This window comes from Brevundimonas mediterranea, assembly GCF_011064825.1.
GTDB lineage: Bacteria > Pseudomonadota > Alphaproteobacteria > Caulobacterales > Caulobacteraceae > Brevundimonas > Brevundimonas mediterranea_A.
In genome coordinates this window covers 92,319-111,355 of sequence record NZ_CP048751.1, presented here as the reverse complement: position 1 = coordinate 111,355, position 19,037 = coordinate 92,319, and the positions used below count along the sequence as shown (strand labels likewise).

At 67.4% G+C, this 19,037-nt stretch carries 17 protein-coding genes; 12 read left to right on the top strand and 5 right to left on the bottom strand.

What is annotated here, in order from left to right; all coding sequences use genetic code 11:
- Positions 1-30: 30 nt before the first annotated feature.
- The 3 genes from GYM46_RS00595 to GYM46_RS00585 all read right to left on the bottom strand — a co-directional run bounded on the left by GYM46_RS00595 (position 31) and on the right by GYM46_RS00585 (position 4,742).
- Positions 31-2,238, bottom strand: coding sequence for a TonB-dependent receptor (locus GYM46_RS00595; RefSeq protein WP_008259406.1), 2,208 nt, complete (start codon positions 2,236-2,238; stop codon positions 31-33).
- 274 nt (positions 2,239-2,512) lie between these two features.
- Complete coding sequence (locus GYM46_RS00590; protein WP_008263749.1) at positions 2,513-3,766, bottom strand: TetR/AcrR family transcriptional regulator; 1,254 nt, start codon at positions 3,764-3,766, stop codon at positions 2,513-2,515.
- A gap of 58 nt (positions 3,767-3,824) precedes the next feature.
- Positions 3,825-4,742: an SMP-30/gluconolactonase/LRE family protein gene (locus GYM46_RS00585; RefSeq protein WP_008261331.1), complete on the bottom strand. Its 918-nt coding sequence runs from the start codon at positions 4,740-4,742 to the stop codon at positions 3,825-3,827.
- Between the two features lie 372 nt (positions 4,743-5,114).
- Between GYM46_RS00585 and GYM46_RS00580 the strand changes: the two genes are divergently transcribed.
- The 11 genes from GYM46_RS00580 (at position 5,115) to GYM46_RS00530 (ending at position 14,669) form a co-directional block, all read left to right on the top strand.
- Positions 5,115-5,534, top strand: coding sequence for a helix-turn-helix domain-containing protein (locus tag GYM46_RS00580; RefSeq protein ID WP_008261975.1), 420 nt, complete (start codon positions 5,115-5,117; stop codon positions 5,532-5,534).
- A gap of 58 nt (positions 5,535-5,592) precedes the next feature.
- Positions 5,593-6,036 carry a response regulator transcription factor gene (locus GYM46_RS00575; protein ID WP_008259390.1) on the top strand — a complete coding sequence of 148 codons (444 nt, stop codon included), beginning with the start codon at positions 5,593-5,595 and terminating at the stop codon, positions 6,034-6,036.
- Between the two features lie 14 nt (positions 6,037-6,050).
- Positions 6,051-6,389: a hypothetical protein gene (locus tag GYM46_RS00570; RefSeq protein WP_008260189.1), complete on the top strand. Its 339-nt coding sequence runs from the start codon at positions 6,051-6,053 to the stop codon at positions 6,387-6,389.
- Positions 6,389-6,814 carry a hypothetical protein gene (locus GYM46_RS00565; RefSeq protein WP_008264033.1) on the top strand — a complete coding sequence of 142 codons (426 nt, stop codon included), beginning with the start codon at positions 6,389-6,391 and terminating at the stop codon, positions 6,812-6,814. The genes GYM46_RS00570 and GYM46_RS00565 overlap by 1 nt, the downstream gene beginning before the upstream one ends.
- 69 nt (positions 6,815-6,883) lie before the next feature.
- Positions 6,884-7,255: a hypothetical protein gene (locus GYM46_RS00560; RefSeq protein WP_154726041.1), complete on the top strand. Its 372-nt coding sequence runs from the start codon at positions 6,884-6,886 to the stop codon at positions 7,253-7,255.
- A 180-nt stretch (positions 7,256-7,435) separates the two neighbouring features.
- Complete coding sequence (locus tag GYM46_RS00555) at positions 7,436-7,942, top strand: RNA polymerase sigma factor (RefSeq protein WP_164952572.1); 507 nt, start codon at positions 7,436-7,438, stop codon at positions 7,940-7,942.
- A complete protein-coding gene (locus GYM46_RS00550) occupies positions 7,932-8,906 on the top strand; it encodes a FecR family protein (protein WP_008263963.1) in 975 nt (324 codons plus the stop codon). Before GYM46_RS00555 ends, GYM46_RS00550 begins: the two co-directional genes overlap by 11 nt.
- Before the next feature lie 97 nt (positions 8,907-9,003).
- Positions 9,004-12,153 carry a TonB-dependent receptor gene (locus GYM46_RS00545; RefSeq protein WP_156796412.1) on the top strand — a complete coding sequence of 1,050 codons (3,150 nt, stop codon included), beginning with the start codon at positions 9,004-9,006 and terminating at the stop codon, positions 12,151-12,153.
- A gap of 10 nt (positions 12,154-12,163) precedes the next feature.
- The gene (locus tag GYM46_RS00540; RefSeq protein WP_232216226.1) at positions 12,164-13,528 is read left to right on the top strand and encodes a purple acid phosphatase family protein; all 1,365 of its coding nucleotides are present in this window, start codon (positions 12,164-12,166) and stop codon (positions 13,526-13,528) included.
- Between the two features lie 179 nt (positions 13,529-13,707).
- Positions 13,708-13,848, top strand: coding sequence for a hypothetical protein (locus tag GYM46_RS00535; RefSeq protein ID WP_008263362.1), 141 nt, complete (start codon positions 13,708-13,710; stop codon positions 13,846-13,848).
- Between the two features lie 11 nt (positions 13,849-13,859).
- Positions 13,860-14,669: a universal stress protein gene (locus GYM46_RS00530; RefSeq protein ID WP_050771616.1), complete on the top strand. Its 810-nt coding sequence runs from the start codon at positions 13,860-13,862 to the stop codon at positions 14,667-14,669.
- Here GYM46_RS00530 and GYM46_RS00525 read toward each other — a convergent pair.
- Positions 14,659-17,199 (bottom strand): HAD-IC family P-type ATPase, encoded by a 2,541-nt coding sequence (locus GYM46_RS00525; RefSeq protein ID WP_008264200.1) that lies wholly within the window; start codon positions 17,197-17,199, stop codon positions 14,659-14,661. The genes GYM46_RS00530 and GYM46_RS00525 overlap by 11 nt on opposite strands.
- A gap of 14 nt (positions 17,200-17,213) precedes the next feature.
- The gene (locus tag GYM46_RS00520; protein ID WP_040350019.1) at positions 17,214-18,038 is read right to left on the bottom strand and encodes a universal stress protein; all 825 of its coding nucleotides are present in this window, start codon (positions 18,036-18,038) and stop codon (positions 17,214-17,216) included.
- Positions 18,039-18,173: 135 nt separating this feature from the next.
- Here GYM46_RS00520 and GYM46_RS00515 point away from each other — a divergent pair, with 135 nt between their 5' ends.
- Positions 18,174-19,028, top strand: a complete 855-nt coding sequence (locus GYM46_RS00515; RefSeq protein ID WP_050771617.1) for a universal stress protein — start codon at positions 18,174-18,176, stop codon at positions 19,026-19,028.
- Positions 19,029-19,037 lie beyond the last annotated feature (9 nt).

The window sequence follows — 19,037 nt, the reverse complement described above, 5'->3', positions numbered from 1 at the left end:
GGCCTGAAGCCGATCCGCCCTGTCCTGGTCTTAGAAGTCCATCGTCAGACGGACGCCGACGGTGCGGCCCTGGTTCGGCGAACTGGTCGGACGAGCGCCGCCGTTGAAGTTGTTGCGGGTCTCTTCGTATTCGGTGTTGAAGAGGTTGCGCGCCCACAGACCGACGCGCCAGTTGGCGTTCTCCGGACCTGCGCTCAGATTGGCGTTCCACAGCCAGTAGCCAGGCAGAACCGAAGCCGAAGAGGCGTTGTAGATGCCGTCGCGCTGATTGTAGTTGGTCTCGGCCCGCAGGGCGAAACCGGCCATCGACCAGTCATAGGCGATGGAGCCGCCGTAGTTGAACTTCGGGAACTGCAGCGGTTCGCCCGAACGGTCGTTCGAGATGATCACGTCCCACGGTCCGTTCGCCGGATTGGCGGCGTTGGTCGCCGTGGCGTCGATGGCGAAATACTCGCTGTATTCGCCTTCCTTGTAGCCGTAGTTCTGGCTGATCGTGAGGCCGGCGAAGGGCGTCCAGGTCAGTTCGATTTCGCCGCCGTAGATTTCGGACTTGGGCACATTGGTGATCTTGCCCAACTGGCCGGTTTCCCGGCTGTATTCGGTGCCCTGAATCTGCTGGTTCTCGTAGTCGTAGAAGAAGACCGCGCCATTGACGCGCAGGGTCTTGTCGAACAGGTCCGACTTGATCCCTGTCTCGTAGGCGATGACGATTTCGGGCTTGAAGGGGGTCTGCGACTGACCATTGTAGGTGGTGAAGCCGCCCGACTTCACCCCACGCGCGACACTAGCGTAGAGCAGGGCGTTTTCGGCGAGATCGTATTCCAGGCCGAAGCGCCCGGTCCATTCCGACAGCGAGATATCGTAGGTCTTTTCCGGTCCGACCGCGACGTTCAGGCGACGCGTGCCGGTCGTGGTCAGGCTGCGGTCTTCGTTCTCGTAACGCAGGCCCGCGATCAGGCTGAGGCGATCCGTCAGGGCGAAGCTGTTGTGGGTGAAGACGCCGATGGCCTCGACCGACTGGTCGTAGGGGGTGTTGATCAGGTTGCGGTTGGCGCCGCGGAACTCGGTGTAGAAGCCGCCGTCGATGCTCTCATCGGCATAGTGGGCGCCGACCATCCAGTTCAGACGCCCAGCCTGGTTCGACAGGCGGGCTTCCTGCGAGAACGCTTTGATTTCGTTGTAGAAATAGACGTCCGACTCCGCCGCCGGCGTGCCGTCCCAGTCGTTGTATTCCGAACGGCTGAAGGTCTGGTAGGCGGTGATGGTGTTCAGCGTGGCCCAGCCCAGGTCGGCGCGGACGCGGGCGCTGAGGTCCAGACCGTCGTTGTCGCGGCCCGGCTTGGCGTCCAGGCTGCGGCCGGAAACGCCGGCCAAAGCCTCGGAGATCTTCCAGCCGGTGATCCGGCGGGCGGTGTCGGCCGGATAGGTCACGCTGCCGTCGAAGACCGGATAGTCGCTGCGCAGGCGGAAGCCCAGGCCGTCGGACTTGTCGATGGAATAGGTGGCGGCCAGATCGACCGTGACGTCTTCCGAGGCGTCCCAGGTCAGGCGGCCGCGCACGGCGGTCTTGTCGACGTCGCCCAGTTTCTGGCCGGTCGTGCGGTGATACTGCCAGGCGCCGCCCAGTTCGGTGACGGCGGCCAGGCGGCCCAGGAGGCCGGGAACGATCTGACCCGAGACAAAGCCCTCGACCTTGTAGCGGTCATAGGAGCCGTATTCGGCGGTCAAGCCGGCGTGCCGGTCCGCCGTCGGGGCGTTGGTGATGATGTTCACCGCGCCGCCCGTGGTGTTGCGGCCGTACAGGGTGCCCTGCGGCCCGCGCAGCACTTCCAGCCGGGCGATGTCGAACATCGCGCCCTGGGTGGTGATCGTATAGGGGTGGGCGACTTCGTCGACGTAGACGCCGACGGTCGAGGCGTTGTTGCTGGAATATTCGCGGGTGCCGATGCCGCGGATGCGGAAGGCGGGCTGGCCGCTGCCGAACTGGCTGTCCACTTCCATATTGGGCACGACATTCTCGATGTCGTTGATGACCTGAACGCCCTTCTCGTCCAGGTCCTGGCCGCCGATGACGCTCAGCGCGAGGCCGACGTCCTGGCTGGCCTGGGCCCGACGCTGGGCGGTAACGACGATGTCCTCGACCGTCGCCGACGGAGCCGAGGAAGATTGGGCGGCGGCGGGCAGGGCCGCGGCCAGGGCGAGTGCGGCGCTCGAGACGCCGAGGAGCAGACGATGCATTGCACGATCCATTGCGGGCGGCGCGCGCAGGCACCCCCTGCCGCACGGGCCGATCTGTTGATGATGCTGTCGAACAGCCGTTCGGTTCGGCGATTTGACGGGAGCGGCCCCTGGCGATGGGGAGGAAGGCTGGAGCCGCTGGCGTCCCGCAGAAAAACAACTGTTCGACAACGGTTCGGCATTAGGCGCGCCCTGCTAAGCTTTTATGACGCTTGTAGGAAGACTTTCTGTTAGGCAGCGCCCTGGCAACCTGAAGCTGGAAGTAACGCCCGTTCTATGGCTCTTGCTGCGCCACAAGCTGGGTCGCGGCGGTCTTGAGCGTTGCGCCCGACAGCGGAATCCCCGTCGCCGAGGCGACCAGGGCCTGGCCCTTGATCCAGAGCGCGAACCGGGTGGCGGCTAGTCGGGTCAGGTCGAAACCCGTCGGCCAGACCCCGGCGCTGTTGTAGAAGGTGCCGCCGCCCTCCGGTCCGCGCAGGACCATGGCGAGGTCCTGAAGCGGCGGATCTCGGCGGGCCTCCAGGCAGATGCTGGCGATCAGGCGGGCGTATCGGGTGTAGAAGCCCTCGGCCTGAGGATCGATCGAGACGGTTGGCGTCATCAGCCTTTCCCAGGTCTCGAGCGTGGCCGCGGAAGGGTCCATGTCGGGACGCCGCCTCGCCAGATAATGGGGCAGGTCGCGGAACACGCTGTGCCACACCGCATCCACGACGAAGCGACGCATGTCCGGCCAATGATAGGCGATGGTGGATGTGGAGGTGCCGGCCACCAGGCTGACCGAGCGATTGGTCACGCCGGCCACGCCGCCGGCCAGGATCCGGTCCGCCGCGATGTCGAGCAGTTTGAGCCGCATCGAATCGACCTCCAGTCCCGCAGCCGGCGCCTGGGGCAGAACCAGATGTTCGCGATACCAGAAGGTGGCCGGGGCGGGGCCGTCGTCTCGGCCCAGGACTCGGTCGACCAGGGCGCCCAGGCCCTCGGCGCTGATGACCTCATAGTCGGTGCGGCCCAGAAGGGCGCCGGCGTAGAATTGTTCGGTGACGAGACAGGCGGTCAGGGGCGCGGCGAAATCGGCGGCGCCGGGGACGGTCGCCAGATAGGTCCGCCAGGCCGCCTCGCGCATCGCCTCCCAGCGTCGCATCAGGTCATGGCGCGCCTCGCCCAGGTCCGTGTCCAGCAGCAGGGCCTCCCAGACCCGAACAAAGCCGGCTTCGGCCGCGGCGCGGAGCCTCAGATAGCGCAGGACAAGGGCGAGCAGGGTGTCGCGGCTCGCCGGCAGACCAGCCACGGCGCCGAAGAAGCGCTGATGAAAAACGGCGTCCGCCTCCAGCGCATGTTCGCCGACCGCCAGGACCAGGCCGGACTTGGCGCCGAACAGGTTGACGATGACGGTCGTGCTCTTGCCGACGGCCTGGGCCAGGTCGCGCAGGGTCAGTTTGCGGAAACCCTGAGCGATCACCAGGTCGATGGCCGCCTCGATGATCCGCTGCGCGTCGGTCGATCTGGGTGAGGCTTGTCGCTGAAGCATAGGCGTCAATGGTCTGGCGAAGCCGCGATGTCGAGACCCTATGGAGGTCGTCAGACCCTCAGCCCAGGGTCAAGGTCCGCAGGCGCAGAAGCCGGTCTCCGGCCGTGATGAACAGGCTCCGGCCGTCTTCGCCGAAGGTGCAGTTCGCCGCAGCCCCGCCGGTGTCGATACGGCCCAGGCTGCGCCCCTCGGGCGTCAGCACATGTACTCCGCCGGGACCTGTGGCGAACAGATGGCCCGCGCGATCGACGGCCATACCATCCGGCAGGCCAGGATTGGACGGCCCGACCTGATCGGAGAAGTCCATCAGCACGCGCGGCTTCATCGCCGGCCCGGTCCGGGTCAGATCATAGGCCAGCAATAACGGACGTTCGGGATCGGAGACCGCCACATAGAGGGTCCGCTGATCCGGCGACAGGCCGATCCCGTTGGGGAAGCTGAGACTGTCGTCCAACAGGGTCACGACGCCGTCGGGGTCCAGCCGATAGACGCCGTTGTACGCCGTCTCCTTCAGCGGCGACCGGTCCATCTCCTTCAGTCCATAGGGCGGATCGGTGAAGAAGATCGCGCCGTTGGAGGCCTGGACCAGGTCGTTGGGCGAACTGAAGCGGGCGTCGCCATAGCGGGTCGCCAGCAGGGTCTTGGCGCGGGTGGCCAGATCGACGCGCGCAATGGCGCGGGCGCCATGATCGGCCATCAGGATCGAACCGCGGGGGGCGGCGATCAGTCCGTTCGACCCTGGCTCTCGAAAGACAGACGCGTCCGGCCCGTCATAGCCCGACGGCTCCATGAAGACCGAGACGCCGTCCTTCTCGGACCAGCGATGAATCCGGTTCTCGGGCACGTCGCTGAACAGCAGATAGCCGCCGTCAGCGATCCATACCGGGCCTTCGGACCAGGTGAAGCCCGAGGCGAGCGTCTCCAGCCGGGCGTCCGGTGCGATCAGGCGGTCCAGCGCCGGATCGTGACGGATCACGCGGGCGGCGGGGGCGGGCGCGCGGGCCGCGGCGCAACCGGCGCCGACGAGGCTTCCCGCGAGGCTTCCAGCGAGAACGAGACGACGAGAGAGGGGCAGGGCGAAACTCCGGGACAAGGGGAAGGGTTGGTGTGGTTTCAGGGCGAGACGGCGCGGCGCGTAGACTTCATGATCATCGGGCTTGTTTCAATCTGAACGGCCGACGCGTTGCGGGCGGAGCGCAAGTACTGGAGCTTTTTCCTGCCGCGACAAGCCATCATCCTGTCGCATCATCGAAGCGATGGCTGTCGGCGTCTTCCATATCGGCGGCAAACGTCGGCGAGGCCGTCAGGCGGCTTGACGACTCGGGTCGGACCAAGGCTAGCTTTCGCCATGGCAAAAGTCGCGATCAAGACGCCCCAAGGCGATAACCTCAATCCCGTAGACCTGCACGTTGGCCGGCGTGTCGCCGAACGCCGCCAGGCGTTGCGCTACAGTCAGGCTCAACTGGCCCAGGCGGCCGGGGTCACCTTCCAGCAGATCCAGAAGTACGAGCGCGGGAGCAATCGGATCGCCGCCTCGCGTCTGTGGGAGATTGCGGAATTCCTGAACGTCGATCTGAACTACTTCTTCGAGGGTCTGGGTCTGCCCGATGGACCTGAGGCGCGCATGGGCGGCGCACCCACGAAACAGACGGCCGAGATCGCCCGGCGGGCGCCCGAGCTGTCGGTGCGAAACCAGAAGCTCGTTCTGGACCTGATCCAGCAACTGGCCCGGGTTTCTGCAGAGACCGGCGCGGAAATCGATGTCTAGACTTCGGCTCGCTGTCCGTTGCGGACGGCGAGCCCTTTCGCGGATCGGACGCTAGGCGATGGGGCGACTGACGCGGCGCGAGATCGAATGCGTGCAACTGGCCGGCCTGAGACTGTCAAATCAGGAGATTGCAGACGTGCTGGGCATCACGCCCAGCACCGTGGCGAACTATCTGCAAAGCGCCAACGCCAAACTCGGCACCAGTCACCGGCGGGCGGCGGCCCAGGCGCTGGGCATTCAATACCCAGGCGCCGGAATGACCGATGCCGAACTGGCCGAGCGGCTGCCAGAACGACTGCGTCCGGCCGTCTCGCCGGGCGTGGGGAACCCGATCGATGACCGGCCCTGGGCGGCGCGCTTCTGGCGACCGCCTCCGGCGAACCGGCTCATCCGTCTGGGCGTCATCGTCGGCGCGACGGCGCTCTGGCTGCTCGTACTGGGCGGTCTGACGTCCTTGGTGATGACGATCTTCTCGACGCTCGACGCATGGCGGCCCTCTTAGCCGGGATCCTCGCCATGAATCACAAGACCGACTTCGCCAACTTAATCGCCAGACGACTTCAGACCGCTGAACAGGCGCTCGATCAGGCGCTCGCCGAAATCAGCCTTCTGACCCACGACATGACGCGCCACCGCGCCGGCGCCCGGTTCGCCGCCCAGGCGGGCCACCAGGCCCTGGTCGACGTCCAGGCCGCGGCCGGGGCGCTTGTCGAGGGGCGGTCCCGGCTCGTGGCCAGTCACGATCGACTGGCGCGCATCGCCCGCACGCTCGGCATAATCGTCACAGCCGGCGGACCGCTGGAGGGCAAGGATCAGCCCGCCGGCGGAGCGACGGCGCTGGCGCTGGACGCCTGATGCTCCAGGCGGGGCTGCTGATCATCAGTCTGGTCGCCCTGGCCGCCCCTGTCGTCTGGGGCGGTCGCGCCGACCGCTGGGCCGCCGTGCTTCTGCTGGCGGACATGGTGCTCAGCCCATTGGCGCAGCATCTGATGCTCGGCGATGTCCGCTGGGGCGTCGCCCTGGTGGATCTCGCCTGCGCGATCGGCCTGATCGGCCTGGCGTTGCGGGCGGACCGATGGTGGCTTCTGTTCGCCGCTGGTCTGCAGGTCGCCGTCGTCCTGACCCATTTCGCCGCCCTGGGCCCCGCCTTCATCTATAACTGGACGGCCGTCACGGTCAGGCTTGCGACCTGGATCGCCTTGCTGATCGTGCTTCTGGCCGGCGCCTATGAAGCTCATCTGGTGCGCCGGTATCGATTGCTGCCTGGCGCGCCGGCCTAACTCACTCTTGTTGATTTCGCCGTCGCCAGGGGCTGACGGCGAGGAGATTCCCCCATGGCCGAGAGCCACATGCCGACCTTCGCCGACCTGTTCGCCGAATGGGACATCCTTCGCCGGTTCGACGGCTTCCTGCCCGATGAATTTGCATCCTACGAAGCCTGCTGCGCGGCCGAGCGCGATTTTGAGATGCGGCTTGAGCGATGCGAGAGCCAGTTGCTCGCCTGCACGCCCACGTCCGAACGGGAAGCCGCCTGGCTGCTCGAGGTGATCAATACAGGCGAGGGGCTCACGCCTCAGACGTTCGCCACATTGAACCGCATCCAGGCGTGGATGATGTCGCGCGGCATGACGGCGGAGGGGATGGCTTCGACATCGCCGCGTCCCTCACAGATACGGTATGCCGCGTCCGCCGCAGACAGGGAGGCCGCCCCCAGGCCTTGAACCGTCGCGCACCGTCGAAGCCGAGGCTTGGTTCCCGGCGCGGGCAGAGCCTGCGTTGGGGCGCCAGGCCAGGCTCGACGGCGCCCGTCATTCGCGGATGCGAAGTCAAACCGACATCAAGATGTCGAATTTCCGTTACGCGCCGCTTCTATGTCGGCCCCTTCGGTAAGGGGCCGCCCAGTGAGTCACGAGCACGAAGTGGGGCAGGCGCTTGTGACGCACAATCGTGCGCTTCTCGCCTATGTGCGACGGAGACTGGCGTCGAGCGCCGATGCGGAAGACGTCGCGCAGGAGGCTATTCTGCGTGTGCTTTCCCGTGCGCGGGTGGCGCTGATCACGGATCCGCTGTCCTACGCGATGCGGGCCGCCCGCAATATTCTGATCGATCGCGCGCGCCGATCAGAAACCACGCCTTTTGACGATTTCGGCGAGACGGACCACCAAGCGGACGGCGCGGCGTCTCCCTTGGAAGCGCTGGACATGAACCAACGGCTGCGTCTGTGTCAGAAAGCCTTGGACGCCATGCCCGCCGTGCGCCGCGAGGTGTTCGTGAGACGCCGCGCCGGCGAGGAATCCTATGAACATATCGCCGGCGAATTGAACATGTCGGTTGAGGCGGTTCAGAAACACTATAGTCGCGCCGCTCAGACGCTTCGCAAGACGGCGGAGGGGCGTCATGTCGACTGAAATCTTTGACGCTCGTGACGACCGGGCGGCGGCCCTTTGGGCGGATGAAAAGCAGGGAGACGGCTGGACCCCGGCGCGGCAGGCCGCGCTGAACACCTGGCTGGCGGGGCGGCCCGATCGACAGCGCCTGCTGGAGCAGCATGAGGCTCTGATCGCCGATCCGGCCATCCTGTGGGCGGCGCGGCGAGCCGCTCACCGGACGGCGAAGCCGGGCCTGTTCGCCTCGACGCCGGCCTGGGTGAAGATCTGGGCGCCGGCGGGCCTGGCCGCCTGTGTCGCCTGCGCGGCCTTGTTCGGCGCAAATTCCTCCCTTCGGGGAGAGATGATCGTCGGTCGTCGCGGCGTTCCGCAAGCCGTGGCGTTGGCGGATGGCTCGGCGGTCCGGCTGAATGGCGCAAGCAAGGTGCGTGTCCTGCTGGGCGACACGGAACGGAGACTGCGACTGGACGGCGAAGGCTTCTTCGAAGTCGCCCATGACGCTGGCCGCCCCTTCACGGTGGAAGCCGAAGGGGTGCGGATCACCGCCGTCGGCACTCGGTTCAACGTGGACTCTCTCGAGACCCCTGACGGCCCGATGGTCGAGGTCGTGGTGTTCGAAGGCGCCGTCGATGTGACGCCGACCAAGGGGCGCGTCGTGCGAATCCGGGCCGGGGAGCGTGGTCGGGTGCTGAAGGCCGGTGTTCAACGCGCCAGCCTGCGACAACCCGAGGCCAAGACCGACCTTCCATCCTGGACCAGGGGGTGGCTGGAACTGGATGAGACGACGCTGACCAGCGTGATCGGCGATCTGAAACGGACCACCGGGGTGGAGGTCTCACTCTCTGATCCGAAACTGGGCCGTGCGCTCGTGAGCGGTCGTTTCTCCTATGAGAATCCCGAGAACGCCCTGGCCGCGATCGCCCGGCTTCATGGGCTCAGGCTGACCCGAAAAGACGCTGGCCGCTATCTGCTGTCTGAAGCTTAGGTGACGGATAGAGCAAGTTTTCAAGACGGGTGTCAGGACCGCGATGTTCGTCGTCTTCCCCAATAGCGGCCAGGTTCGGCCGCGGGGGATCTATCACATGCGCATTTACAAGACCGGCCTCCTTGCGGCGGCCGCCGTCGCCGTCCTGACATCCGCCGCCGCTCCGGCCCAGGCCTGGCAGGCCGCCAGCAGCGCCGAGGCGCGCGCCGCCATCAACATCCCGGCGCAGGATCTGGGACGTGCGATCCAGACCCTGTCACGTCAGACCGGCCTGCAGATCGTCTTCGACCCTGAACTGACGCGGGGTCTGCGGGCTCAGGCCGTTTCCGGCTCCATGACTCCCCGTGAGGCGCTTCGCCGGATGATCGCAGGCTCCGGCGTCGAGGCGCGCGAGGTTCGCGGCGTTCTGACCCTGGTGCGCCAGACGGCCGAGGCGTCCATGCCCACCCCGGATGCGACGGTGCTGGAGGAGGTCCTGGTGGTCGGCTACGCCGCCGGCATGCGCCGCTCGCTGGACGCCAAGCGCGACGCCGACTTCATATCCGACGTCATCAGCGCTGACGACATGGGCGACCTGCCGGCCAACAATGTGGCCGAGTCCCTGTCGCGCCTGCCGGGCGTCAACGCCGTGCGCAACCACACCACGGGCGAGGGCGACCGGATCACGATCCGCGGCCTGTCGACCGAGCTGAACAACTACACCATGAACGGCGTCCGCATCGGCGGCACCGGTTCCCCGGACGACAGCTTCTATCGCGGCGTGCGGCTCAGCTTTCTGCCGCCGGAAGGCATCGACTCCATCACGGTGGTCAAGAGCCTGACGCCGGACCGCGACGGCGACGCCCTGGGCGGCTCCATCGACATCCGCACCCCTACCGCCTTCGACCACAAGCCGACCTACGGCGTCCTGTCGGCCTCGGCCGGTCTGCTGGACAAGTTCGACGACAAGACCTCGGGCGAAGTTTCCGGCTCCTTCGGCCGCCAGTTCAACGACCACTGGGGCGTGTTCGTCACCGCCAGCTGGTCGCGGCGCAAGTCCCAGTTCGAACAGAACGGCGTCGATGGCGATAACCAGCCTCCCGTCTGGTACGAAGACAGCGAAAGCCTGGGTTGGGAAACCGATACCTTCGTGCTGCGCGGCATGGACCTGGCGTTCGGCGAGACCGAGGTCGAGCGCAAGGGGCTGAACGCCAGCCTCGACTACCGCGGCGATCACCACGACTTCCACTTTCGCGGTCAGTTCAATGAATACACCCAGGACGAGTTCGACAACCGGCTGAACTTCCGCAACGACACGTCGAAGAACTCCACGCGACTAACCCAGGTGGACAAGACCGCCACGGGCCTGGCCAACCCGGACGACGCCATCATAGGTTCAGGCACCAAGGGCAATATCTATTCCTATACCACCGCCCAGATCGTTGACCGGGACGGCGACGGCGTCATCACCGATGCGGACCGATCGACCAGGTCCTACTACACACTGAACGGCGCCTCGGGGACCTGGGATCCGCAGGGTTTCCGTCTGCGTCGCTTCTGGGAAGGCTCGCGCGAGACGGGGTCTCTGATGTCGCTGAACCTGGGTGGCGTCAGCCGCTACGGCGACTTCAAGCTCGACTACGATCTGTCCTACGCCAAGTCCGAGGACAATATCGACGACAGCTACGACATGGAGTTCCGTAGCGACAAATACGGCTGGCTGGGCAACAAAGGCGTCGATATCGTCAACTTCGGCGACAGCCGCTTCCCCAAATGGGTGCTGAACGACGCCGGCATGGCGGCGGTGCAGGACCCGGCGCAATACAAGTATGCGGGCCTATCCGGCGAGGTCGGCGGGGCGCAGGAGGATCTGTGGCAGGGCCAGTTCAACGCCGAATGGCGGCCCGTTTCGCCCTGGCTGGACTCGGTAAAGGGCGGCGCGAAATTCTATTCCTCCAAACGCGCGACCTATAGCGGCGAGTTCCTTGATCTGGACGCGGAGGGGACCCTGGCGGACTTCTCGGCCTTCTACGGCAAGGAGGTCACCGACCTGTTCGACGGCGAATATACGGGCCTCTATCGTCTGGGCGTGATCATCGACAATCAGGCCATGTTGGCCGAGCTTCAGCGGGCGATGAACGGCGACAGCAGCTTCTTCGAAGGCTTCGCCACCGATCCCTCCAGCGCCAAGGTCAGCGGAGAAGACAGTTTCGAGTTCAAGGAAGACATTCTCGCCGGCTATCTGATGGCCACGGCCCGCTTCGGCGACGCCCAGATCATCGGCGGCCTGCGGGTCGAGAGCACCCGCAACGACATCTCGGCCTATGTGCTGGACGAGGTTCAGGGTGAGCGATTCACCACGGACAAGAGCGACTTCGTCAATGTCCTGCCGTCGATCCACCTGAACTATGCGCTGAATCGCAACACCAAGGTGCGGGCGGCGATCTGGACCAGCTTCGCCCGTCCCGACATCGCGCGCATGACCTCGGCCCGGGAATACAGCTACGACATCGATCCGGACGGCGACGGCGAGGAGAACCCCACCTCAGACTGGGTGCTGATCGGCATCGAACAGGGCAACCCGGATCTGAAGCCGATGAAGGCGATCAACTACGATCTGTCGATCGAGCGCTACAACGGCGACACCGGCGCCTATTCGCTGGGCCTGTTCTACAAGGATATCGAGAACTTCCTGTTCCGCTCGGCCTCCAGCAACATCCGCGACGGCACGGCGGGGGCGAACATCGGGCCGGACGGCGTCACCATCTCCATGCCCAACAACGGCAAATGGGCCGAAGTCTACGGTGTCGAGATGAGCGCCCAGCAGATCTTCTACTGGTTGCCGGGCGCCCTGTCGGGCCTGGGCGCAAGCGTGAACCTGACGCTGCAGCATTCGGAAGCCGAGACCGGAATCTCCTGGCACCCGGCGGGCTACACCCTACCGCTGATGGAGACGCCCGAGGCCATCGCCAATGTGCAGCTGTTCTGGCAGTACAGCGGATGGGAAGCCTACGCCGCCTACAGCTACCAGTCAGAGTTCCTGGAGGGCATCCAAGATTTCGGCAACAATCCTTACGAACAGGACTATGAGTTTGTGGATCTGAACGTGCGGCGCAAGCTGTGGGGCGGCGCCACCGCTTCACTGCAGGTGCAGAACCTCTTCGACAACCACACCTACTGGTACACCGCCGGTTCGAGCACGGGGTCCAGCCGGGCCTATATCAAGAACGGGCGGTCGATCTCGCTCGGCCTGACCTACGTCTTCTGAGGTGGCGAAAATGATGTTTGCTCGCACCCTCATGCTCGGGGCCGCTGTCGCGGCCCTGGGCGTCTCCACCGGCGCCCAGGCACTCGCCCAGACGCAGCGTCCGGATCGCCCCGAACCAACGCCGGTCCAGGCGTCCGAACGCCCAATAGCGCCAGCGACGGTGCAGCCGGAGCGGATCATTCTCAACCTGACCGCTGATCCGGCGCATCAGATGGCAGTCACCTGGCGCACCGCGCCGGGCCTGGACGGTCAGGTGGAGTTCGCCGAGGCCCAGGACGGGCCGGACTTCATCGCCTCCGCCGTTCGCGTGGCCGCGACCACCGACGACGCGGTCCTGGCGGTGCGCGAGGCGGCGGACTTCCGCGCCGCCTATCATTCGGCCGTAATGAAGGGGCTGAAGCCGGCGACCGTCTATGTCTACCGGGTCGGTTCGGGCGGGGCCTGGTCCGAGTGGCTGCAGTTCAGGACGGCGGCCGCGACGCCCGAGCCCTTCACCTTCCTGTATTTCGGGGACATGCAGAACAATATCCTCAGCGAGGCGTCCCGCACCCTGAGGATGGGGTTCCGCAAGGCCGGTGACGCGGCCTTCGTCATCCACGCCGGCGACCTGATCAACCGGCACGACAGCGACAACGAGTGGGGCGAATGGTTCGCCTCGGGCGGATTCCTGTACGCCCAGACGCCGCAGATGCCGACGCCGGGCAATCACGAATACGGCCGCGGCCCGATCCTGAACCCCCAATGGCGCCGGCAGTTCACCCTGCCGGAGACCGGGCCGGCGGGCGCCGAACGTCTGAAGGAAACCGCCTGGACCGTCGATTATCAGGGTCTGCGCCTGATCTCGATCGACGCCCCGCTGTTCCATGGCGACGAGGCCATGCGGGCCGAAATGGTGCGATGGCTGGATCAGGTCCTGGCCGACAATCCGAACCGCTGGACAGTGCTGTTCCTGCACTTCCCGCTGTTCTCGATCGACCCCGACCGGGACAACAGCCGCGTCCGGGATGCGCTGAAGCCGCTGATCGACAAGTACGGAGTGGACCTGGTGCTTCAGGCCCACGACCACGGCTATGCGCGCGGCGCCATAGGCGAGGGGGCCATGACCAACGCCGGCCCTGGCCACAGGTCGGACCAGGGCTCGACCTATGTGGTCTCGGTCGCCGGGCCGAAGATGTATCCGATGGCGGATCTGACCTGGGCCGACCGGACGGCCGCGCGGACCCAGACCTTCCAGACGCTGAATGTGTCGCAAGACGCGGTGGTCTATCGCGCCTTCACCGCGACAGGCCGCGAACTGGACGCCTTCCGCCTGACGAAGGGCGAGGACGGGGTCGCCAGGATGGAAACGCTGGAGGGGGAAGAGCGGGGGAACTGATCCGCCCCCTTTTTCTGAAGCGCCGGAGGCTGGCGTTTTCCGGCCCGAGTCAGGGTGATCGGATATCCTCCGCAGTCGAGGCGTCCGATGACCGCCGTCAGAGCAGCAGAGTCTTGATATTGGTCAAGGCCGCCTCCCGGATATCTGCTGATCTGCCCAGCGCTCGCTAGGAGACGGCCATGACGCTCAGCACCGAGGACGTGATTCACGCGTTTGAAGAACGTGTTCACATTGAGCTCACCCGCAACTTTGGCCGCTTCGAGGGCGACGCCATCGACGCCTTCCTTGCGCGCCAGACCGGCGCGTCGAGCCTGGCTTGAGGAGTACGGCTATGACCCTGCGCAGCGTTATGTTCCACCTCGATGACGGCGACGCGCCGCTGCGCTTCGCGCCGCCGCTTCTGCAGTTCGCCCGGGACTACCAGGTGCGCGATCTCGTCGCCGCCGCCCCTGGGCGGCTGCCCGATCCCTTCGTCGCCGCAGCCTTTCCCCTCGCACAGGCGCAGGCGCGAGAGCGTGAGATGTACGACCTGATCGAGTCGCTCCAACAGGCCCTGTGCGAGGCGGCCGACGGGTTCGCGCTCGACTTCCGCAGCGCCGGGGTTCTCGATGTGACGGCCTTCCTGCTCGACCAGGCGGCGCGTTGCGACCTGATCGTGACCCGCCAGCACCGTGCGCTGGACACCGATCTGGGTCAGGCGGATCTGAGCCGTCTGGTCCTCCAGGCCGGCCGACCGGTGCTGGCCGTGCCGAGGTCCGCCGAGACCCTGCGGTTCAGACGGGTCCTGATCGGCTACAAGCGCTCGCGCGAAGCGCGCCTCGCTCTATCCGCCGGACTGCCGCTGATGTCGCGCGCCGACCGTATCCTGGTGGCGGCGCTGGGGGAGGGGACGACCGCACCCCAACTGGCGGACGCCGTCGACTTCCTCAAGGGGCACGGATTGCCGGCGGAGGGCTGGCAGAATACAGACATAGCGGACGCCGATGCGGCGGAAGGCTTGCTGCAGATCGCCGAAGACGACGACAGCGATCTTATCGTAGCGGGCGCCTATAGTCGCGGCCGACTGAGGGAAGTCGTCCTGGGCGGCGTCACCCACGCGCTGTTGCAGCAGACCGGACTCGCCTGCCTGCTCATCCACTGAGCGGCGCGGTCTCCGGGACGGCCGCCCTGTGCCCAGGACTCCGGTCCTTCCCCATGAAGTCGCCGGCCAGACGGGCCAGCACGGCCCACCCGCCGCCCAGGACTGCGACCGCGACTGCGGCGGCCAGAAGCGCAGGGCCGGGCGGCTGGAGGGCGAACATCCGGGCGAGGGGCGGCGCGGAGAAGATGAGGCTCATCGCCCCCGACATGAGCAGGACGATGACCCAGTAGGCGCGTCTCTGGCGCGCGAAGATGCGCGCTGAGGCGGCGGAATCGACCAGGCCGAGCATCAGATTGCCCCCGATCAGGGCCAGGAAGGCGGCGCCCCGCGCCTCGGCCTCGGTCGCCCAGGACAGGCCCCAGACATACAGGCCGAGGACCAGGACGAGGACGCCCGCGCCCTGGGCCAGGGCGGCGATCACCTGCCTCGGTCCGAACAGCGGCGATCCCGCCGGACGGGGGGGACGGCGCATGGCGTTCCGCTCGGAGGGTTCGGCCTCGAACACCAGGGCGCAGATCGGATCGACCGCAAGCTCGAGCAGAACGACATGGAGGGGAAACAGCAGCGGCGGCAGGCCCAGAAGGACCGGCGCGAGCGCGAGGCCGGCGATGGGGACGTGGATGGCCGTGACATAGGTCAGGGCCCTTTGCAGGTTCGCGAAGATGCGGCGTCCGAGCCGCACTCCGCCGATGATGGAGGCGAACCGGTCGTCCAGCAGGACGATGTCCGCCGCCTCGCGCGCGACATCCGTGCCGCGCCGTCCCATGGCGATGCCGATATGGGCCGCCTCCAGAGCGGGGGCGTCGTTGACGCCGTCTCCGGTCATGGCGACCACGCCGCCCGCCGCCTTGAAGGCCTGGACCAGCCGCAGCTTCTGGTCGGGTGTGACCCGGGCGAAGATGCGAACGTCCCTGACGCGGCTCGGAAGGGCCTCCTGCGACAAGGCGGCGACGTCCTGGCCGGTCATGACGCCGGCCGTCTCGTCCAGACCGGCCTCGCGGGCGATGGCCAGAGCCGTGGCCGGATGGTCGCCGGTGATCATGGCGACGGCGATCCCGGCTTCGCACGCGTCCCGCAGCGCTGCAGCCGCGTCGGGGCGCAGCGGATCGACAAAGCCCAGCAGGCCTTCGTAGATGAAGACGGCCTCCCAGGGATCGTCAGGAAAAGACTCCGAGGTCCGGCAGGCGGCGACGGCGAGCACGCGCAGGCCCTCGCCGGCGAGGCGGTCCACCGCGCGAAGCTGCGCGGCGGCCTGGTCCGGGGTCAGGCGGCACAGCCGGAACACGGCTTCCGGCGCGCCCTTGGCGGCCGCGAACGCGCCCTCCGGTCGGGACCAGAGCTGCACGACCACAGGCTTCTCCGGACGCAGCGGCCAACTCCTGACCGGGTCGGACTCCGGCGCCGCACTGAGGCGCAGCACCGCCCGATCCATGGGGTCGATCGACCGGCGCGCCGAGGCCAGGGCGGCGGTTCTCAGCACGGCGGCGCCGGAGGCGGGCAGGCCGTCGGCGATCGCATGGTCGACGCCGTCGACCGTCAGCCGGACCAGCTCCATGCGGTTCTCGGTCAGGGTTCCGGTCTTGTCGACGCACAGCAGGGTGACGCCGCCGAGCGCCTCAACGGCGGCGGCGCGGCGCACGAGGACATTGTGGCGCGCCAGCCTCCAGGCGCCGAGGGCCATGAAGACGGTGAGGATCATCGGGAATTCCTCGGGGATCAGCGCGATGGCGAAGGTCATCCCCGCCAGGATCGCCTCCATCCAGTCGCCGCGCGTCAGGCCGTAGGCCGCAGTGATCAGGGCGCAGAAGACCAGGGCGGCCAGGCCCAGAAGACGCACGAGCCGCCCGGACGACCGTTGCAGGGGCGTGGGCTCGTCGTCCATCTCGGCCAAGGCGCCGCCGATCCGCCCCAGCGCCGTGCGAGCTCCGGTCAGGACCACTTCGGCGACCGCGTGCCCTCGCACGATCAGGGTTCCCGCGAACAGGCGCGCATCGTCGCCCGCGCCGCCGGGCGTCTTCAGCACTGTGGCGGATTCCCCCGTCAGGGCGGATTCGTCCACGCCCAGCATGTCGCCCCCGAGGAGGCGGCAATCTGCCGGGAGTCTTTCACCCTCTCCGACGAGGACGAGGTCGCCGGGCACGAGATCCTGGGTCGGAATGCGGCGTTCGCGACCGTCCCGGATGACGCGCGCGGACGGCTGGGCGAGGGTCCGCAGCGCCGCCAGGGCGCGCTCGCCGCGAAGGTCCTGCACGACAACCAAGGCGAGGGTCACCACCACGCCGCCGATCAGGAAGAGGCCCTCGCCATGATCGCCGATCACCAGATAGAGAAGCGCCGCCGCGGCCACGAGAAGCAGCATCGGCTCGCGCGCCGCGTCGTAGACGCTGGCCCGTATCGTTCGGTTTTCAGGTTGCTGAAGGCTGTTCGGCCCGCCGCTCTCGAGACGGCGGCGCGCTTCGGCCTCCTCGAGGCCGCGCCTGTCTCGCGGGGACGCCGCGACGTCCCAGGCGTCGGCGAAGTCTGGCGGCATGCGTCCTGGCGAGCCTAGTGCGCGAGGAGCAGGCACAGGTCGCTCCGATCCAGAAGCGATCGGGTCACGCCTCCGAGAACCCACTCCCTCAAACGGGAATGACCGTAGGCGCCGGCGACCAGAAGGCCGCAACCTGTCTCCCTGGCGTGGTCCAGCAACCGGTTCCCTGCCGCAGCGTCTTCGGCGGACAGGATCTCGATATCGACCTCGATCCCGTGACGCGCGAGAAAGGTCGCGACCTCGACGAGCGCGGCCTGGGCGTCGCCGCGATCCTCCCCGGCGCAGACCTGGGCCAGACGAACGGCCGACGCCTGCTTGAGCAGGGGAACGGCGCCGGCGACCGCCCGCCGGGACTCCCGCGTGTCCTTCCAGGCCACCAGGGCCGGCCGGCCGAGCGCCGGGCCCGCACTGGAAGGGACGATCAGGACCGGGCGTCCGGCGCTCATGACGATATCGACGGGGTTCGACCGGCCATAGGGCGGCCTGGGGATGCGGCCCGGCATGACGATCAGGTCCGCGAGGCGGGCGTGCTCGATCAGAACGTAGGCGGGCCATCCGATCCGGCCGCGCCAATCGACGGCGAGACCCTCGGCCAAGGCGCGAAACCGTCTTTCGGCCGTCAGGAGCTCCGCCTCGGCGGTCGCCTCGTAGTCGCTGAGCAAGACCGTGAGCGCGGCGCCGCCGGTGAAGGGGTCGTCGCCGATCAGCGGCGGAACGGCCACGGTGCACACGCCGGTCAGAGCGGCCGAGAACCGCGCGGCAAGTTCAACGGCCTGGCGGACGGCGGCGTCGCCCGCCTCTCCGGACTCCACGGCGACGATCAGGCTGGCGTAGGTCATGGCGTTCTCCTTGGACAGGAGGATGACGCCTTGCGGGGAGGGGGCCTTGATCAGGGTCAAGCGGCCGATTGACATTGATCAAGGTGGAGGCCGGAGGGCGCGCCCAGGGTGTCGGTCATCAGGGAGAAGCGGAACATGAGCCTGAAGCGCTTGGTGGCGATCACGGACGGGGGCGCTGGCGACGGCGAGACCTTGGCCTTCGCGGCGGCCCTGGCTGCCCAGCACGAGGGGAGTGTGGAGGTTCTGCCGGTCTATCCGGACATGGCCGTGGACATGGTGACGCTGGGATTGACCCTCGGTTCCACCTTGTCGCAGGAGGCGATCGACGAATTGGCCCGGGCGCAGCTCGAACTGCAGCGCCGCATCGAGGCGACGGCCGCCCGTGCCGCAGCCGCCCATGACGTGGTCTTCGGCGCCGGCGACGGCGCCCCCCGGATGGCGGTGCTGGAGCGCGGGCTGCGGCCGGCCCTGGCGCTGACGCGCATCCTGGCCCTGTGCGACCTGGTCGTCATGGGACAGGCCTATGCGGCCGGCGCGGGGCGCGACGCACTCGCCCAGATCCTGCTCGACCTGCGCGCGCCGGTCCTGGTCGGCCGTGGCGATCCAGCCAGGCTGGACGGCCCGGCCGCCATCGCCTGGGACGGCAGCCCGCAGGCGGGGCGGGCCGTCCGCGCCGCCCTGCCGCTTCTGGCCATGGCGTCGGAGATTCATATCCTGCAGTGCGTGTCCGGCCTCGACAGGTCCACAGCTGACCCGGATGTCGATCGGCTCAACGCCTATCTGAAGGCCCATGGCGTCGGCGAAGGGGTCGCGGTTCTGGTGGAGGGTGAGGAGGGGCCGGCCCTGGTCGGCGCCGCGCGCTCCCGCCGTTCGGGCCTGCTGGTCGCGGGCGCCTACGGTCATTCGCGGCTGCGCGAGACTATGTTCGGCGGCGCCACGCGGGCCTTCCTGAAGGACGCGGACGGGCCGAGCCTGGTCCTGGCGCACTGACGCCGTGAT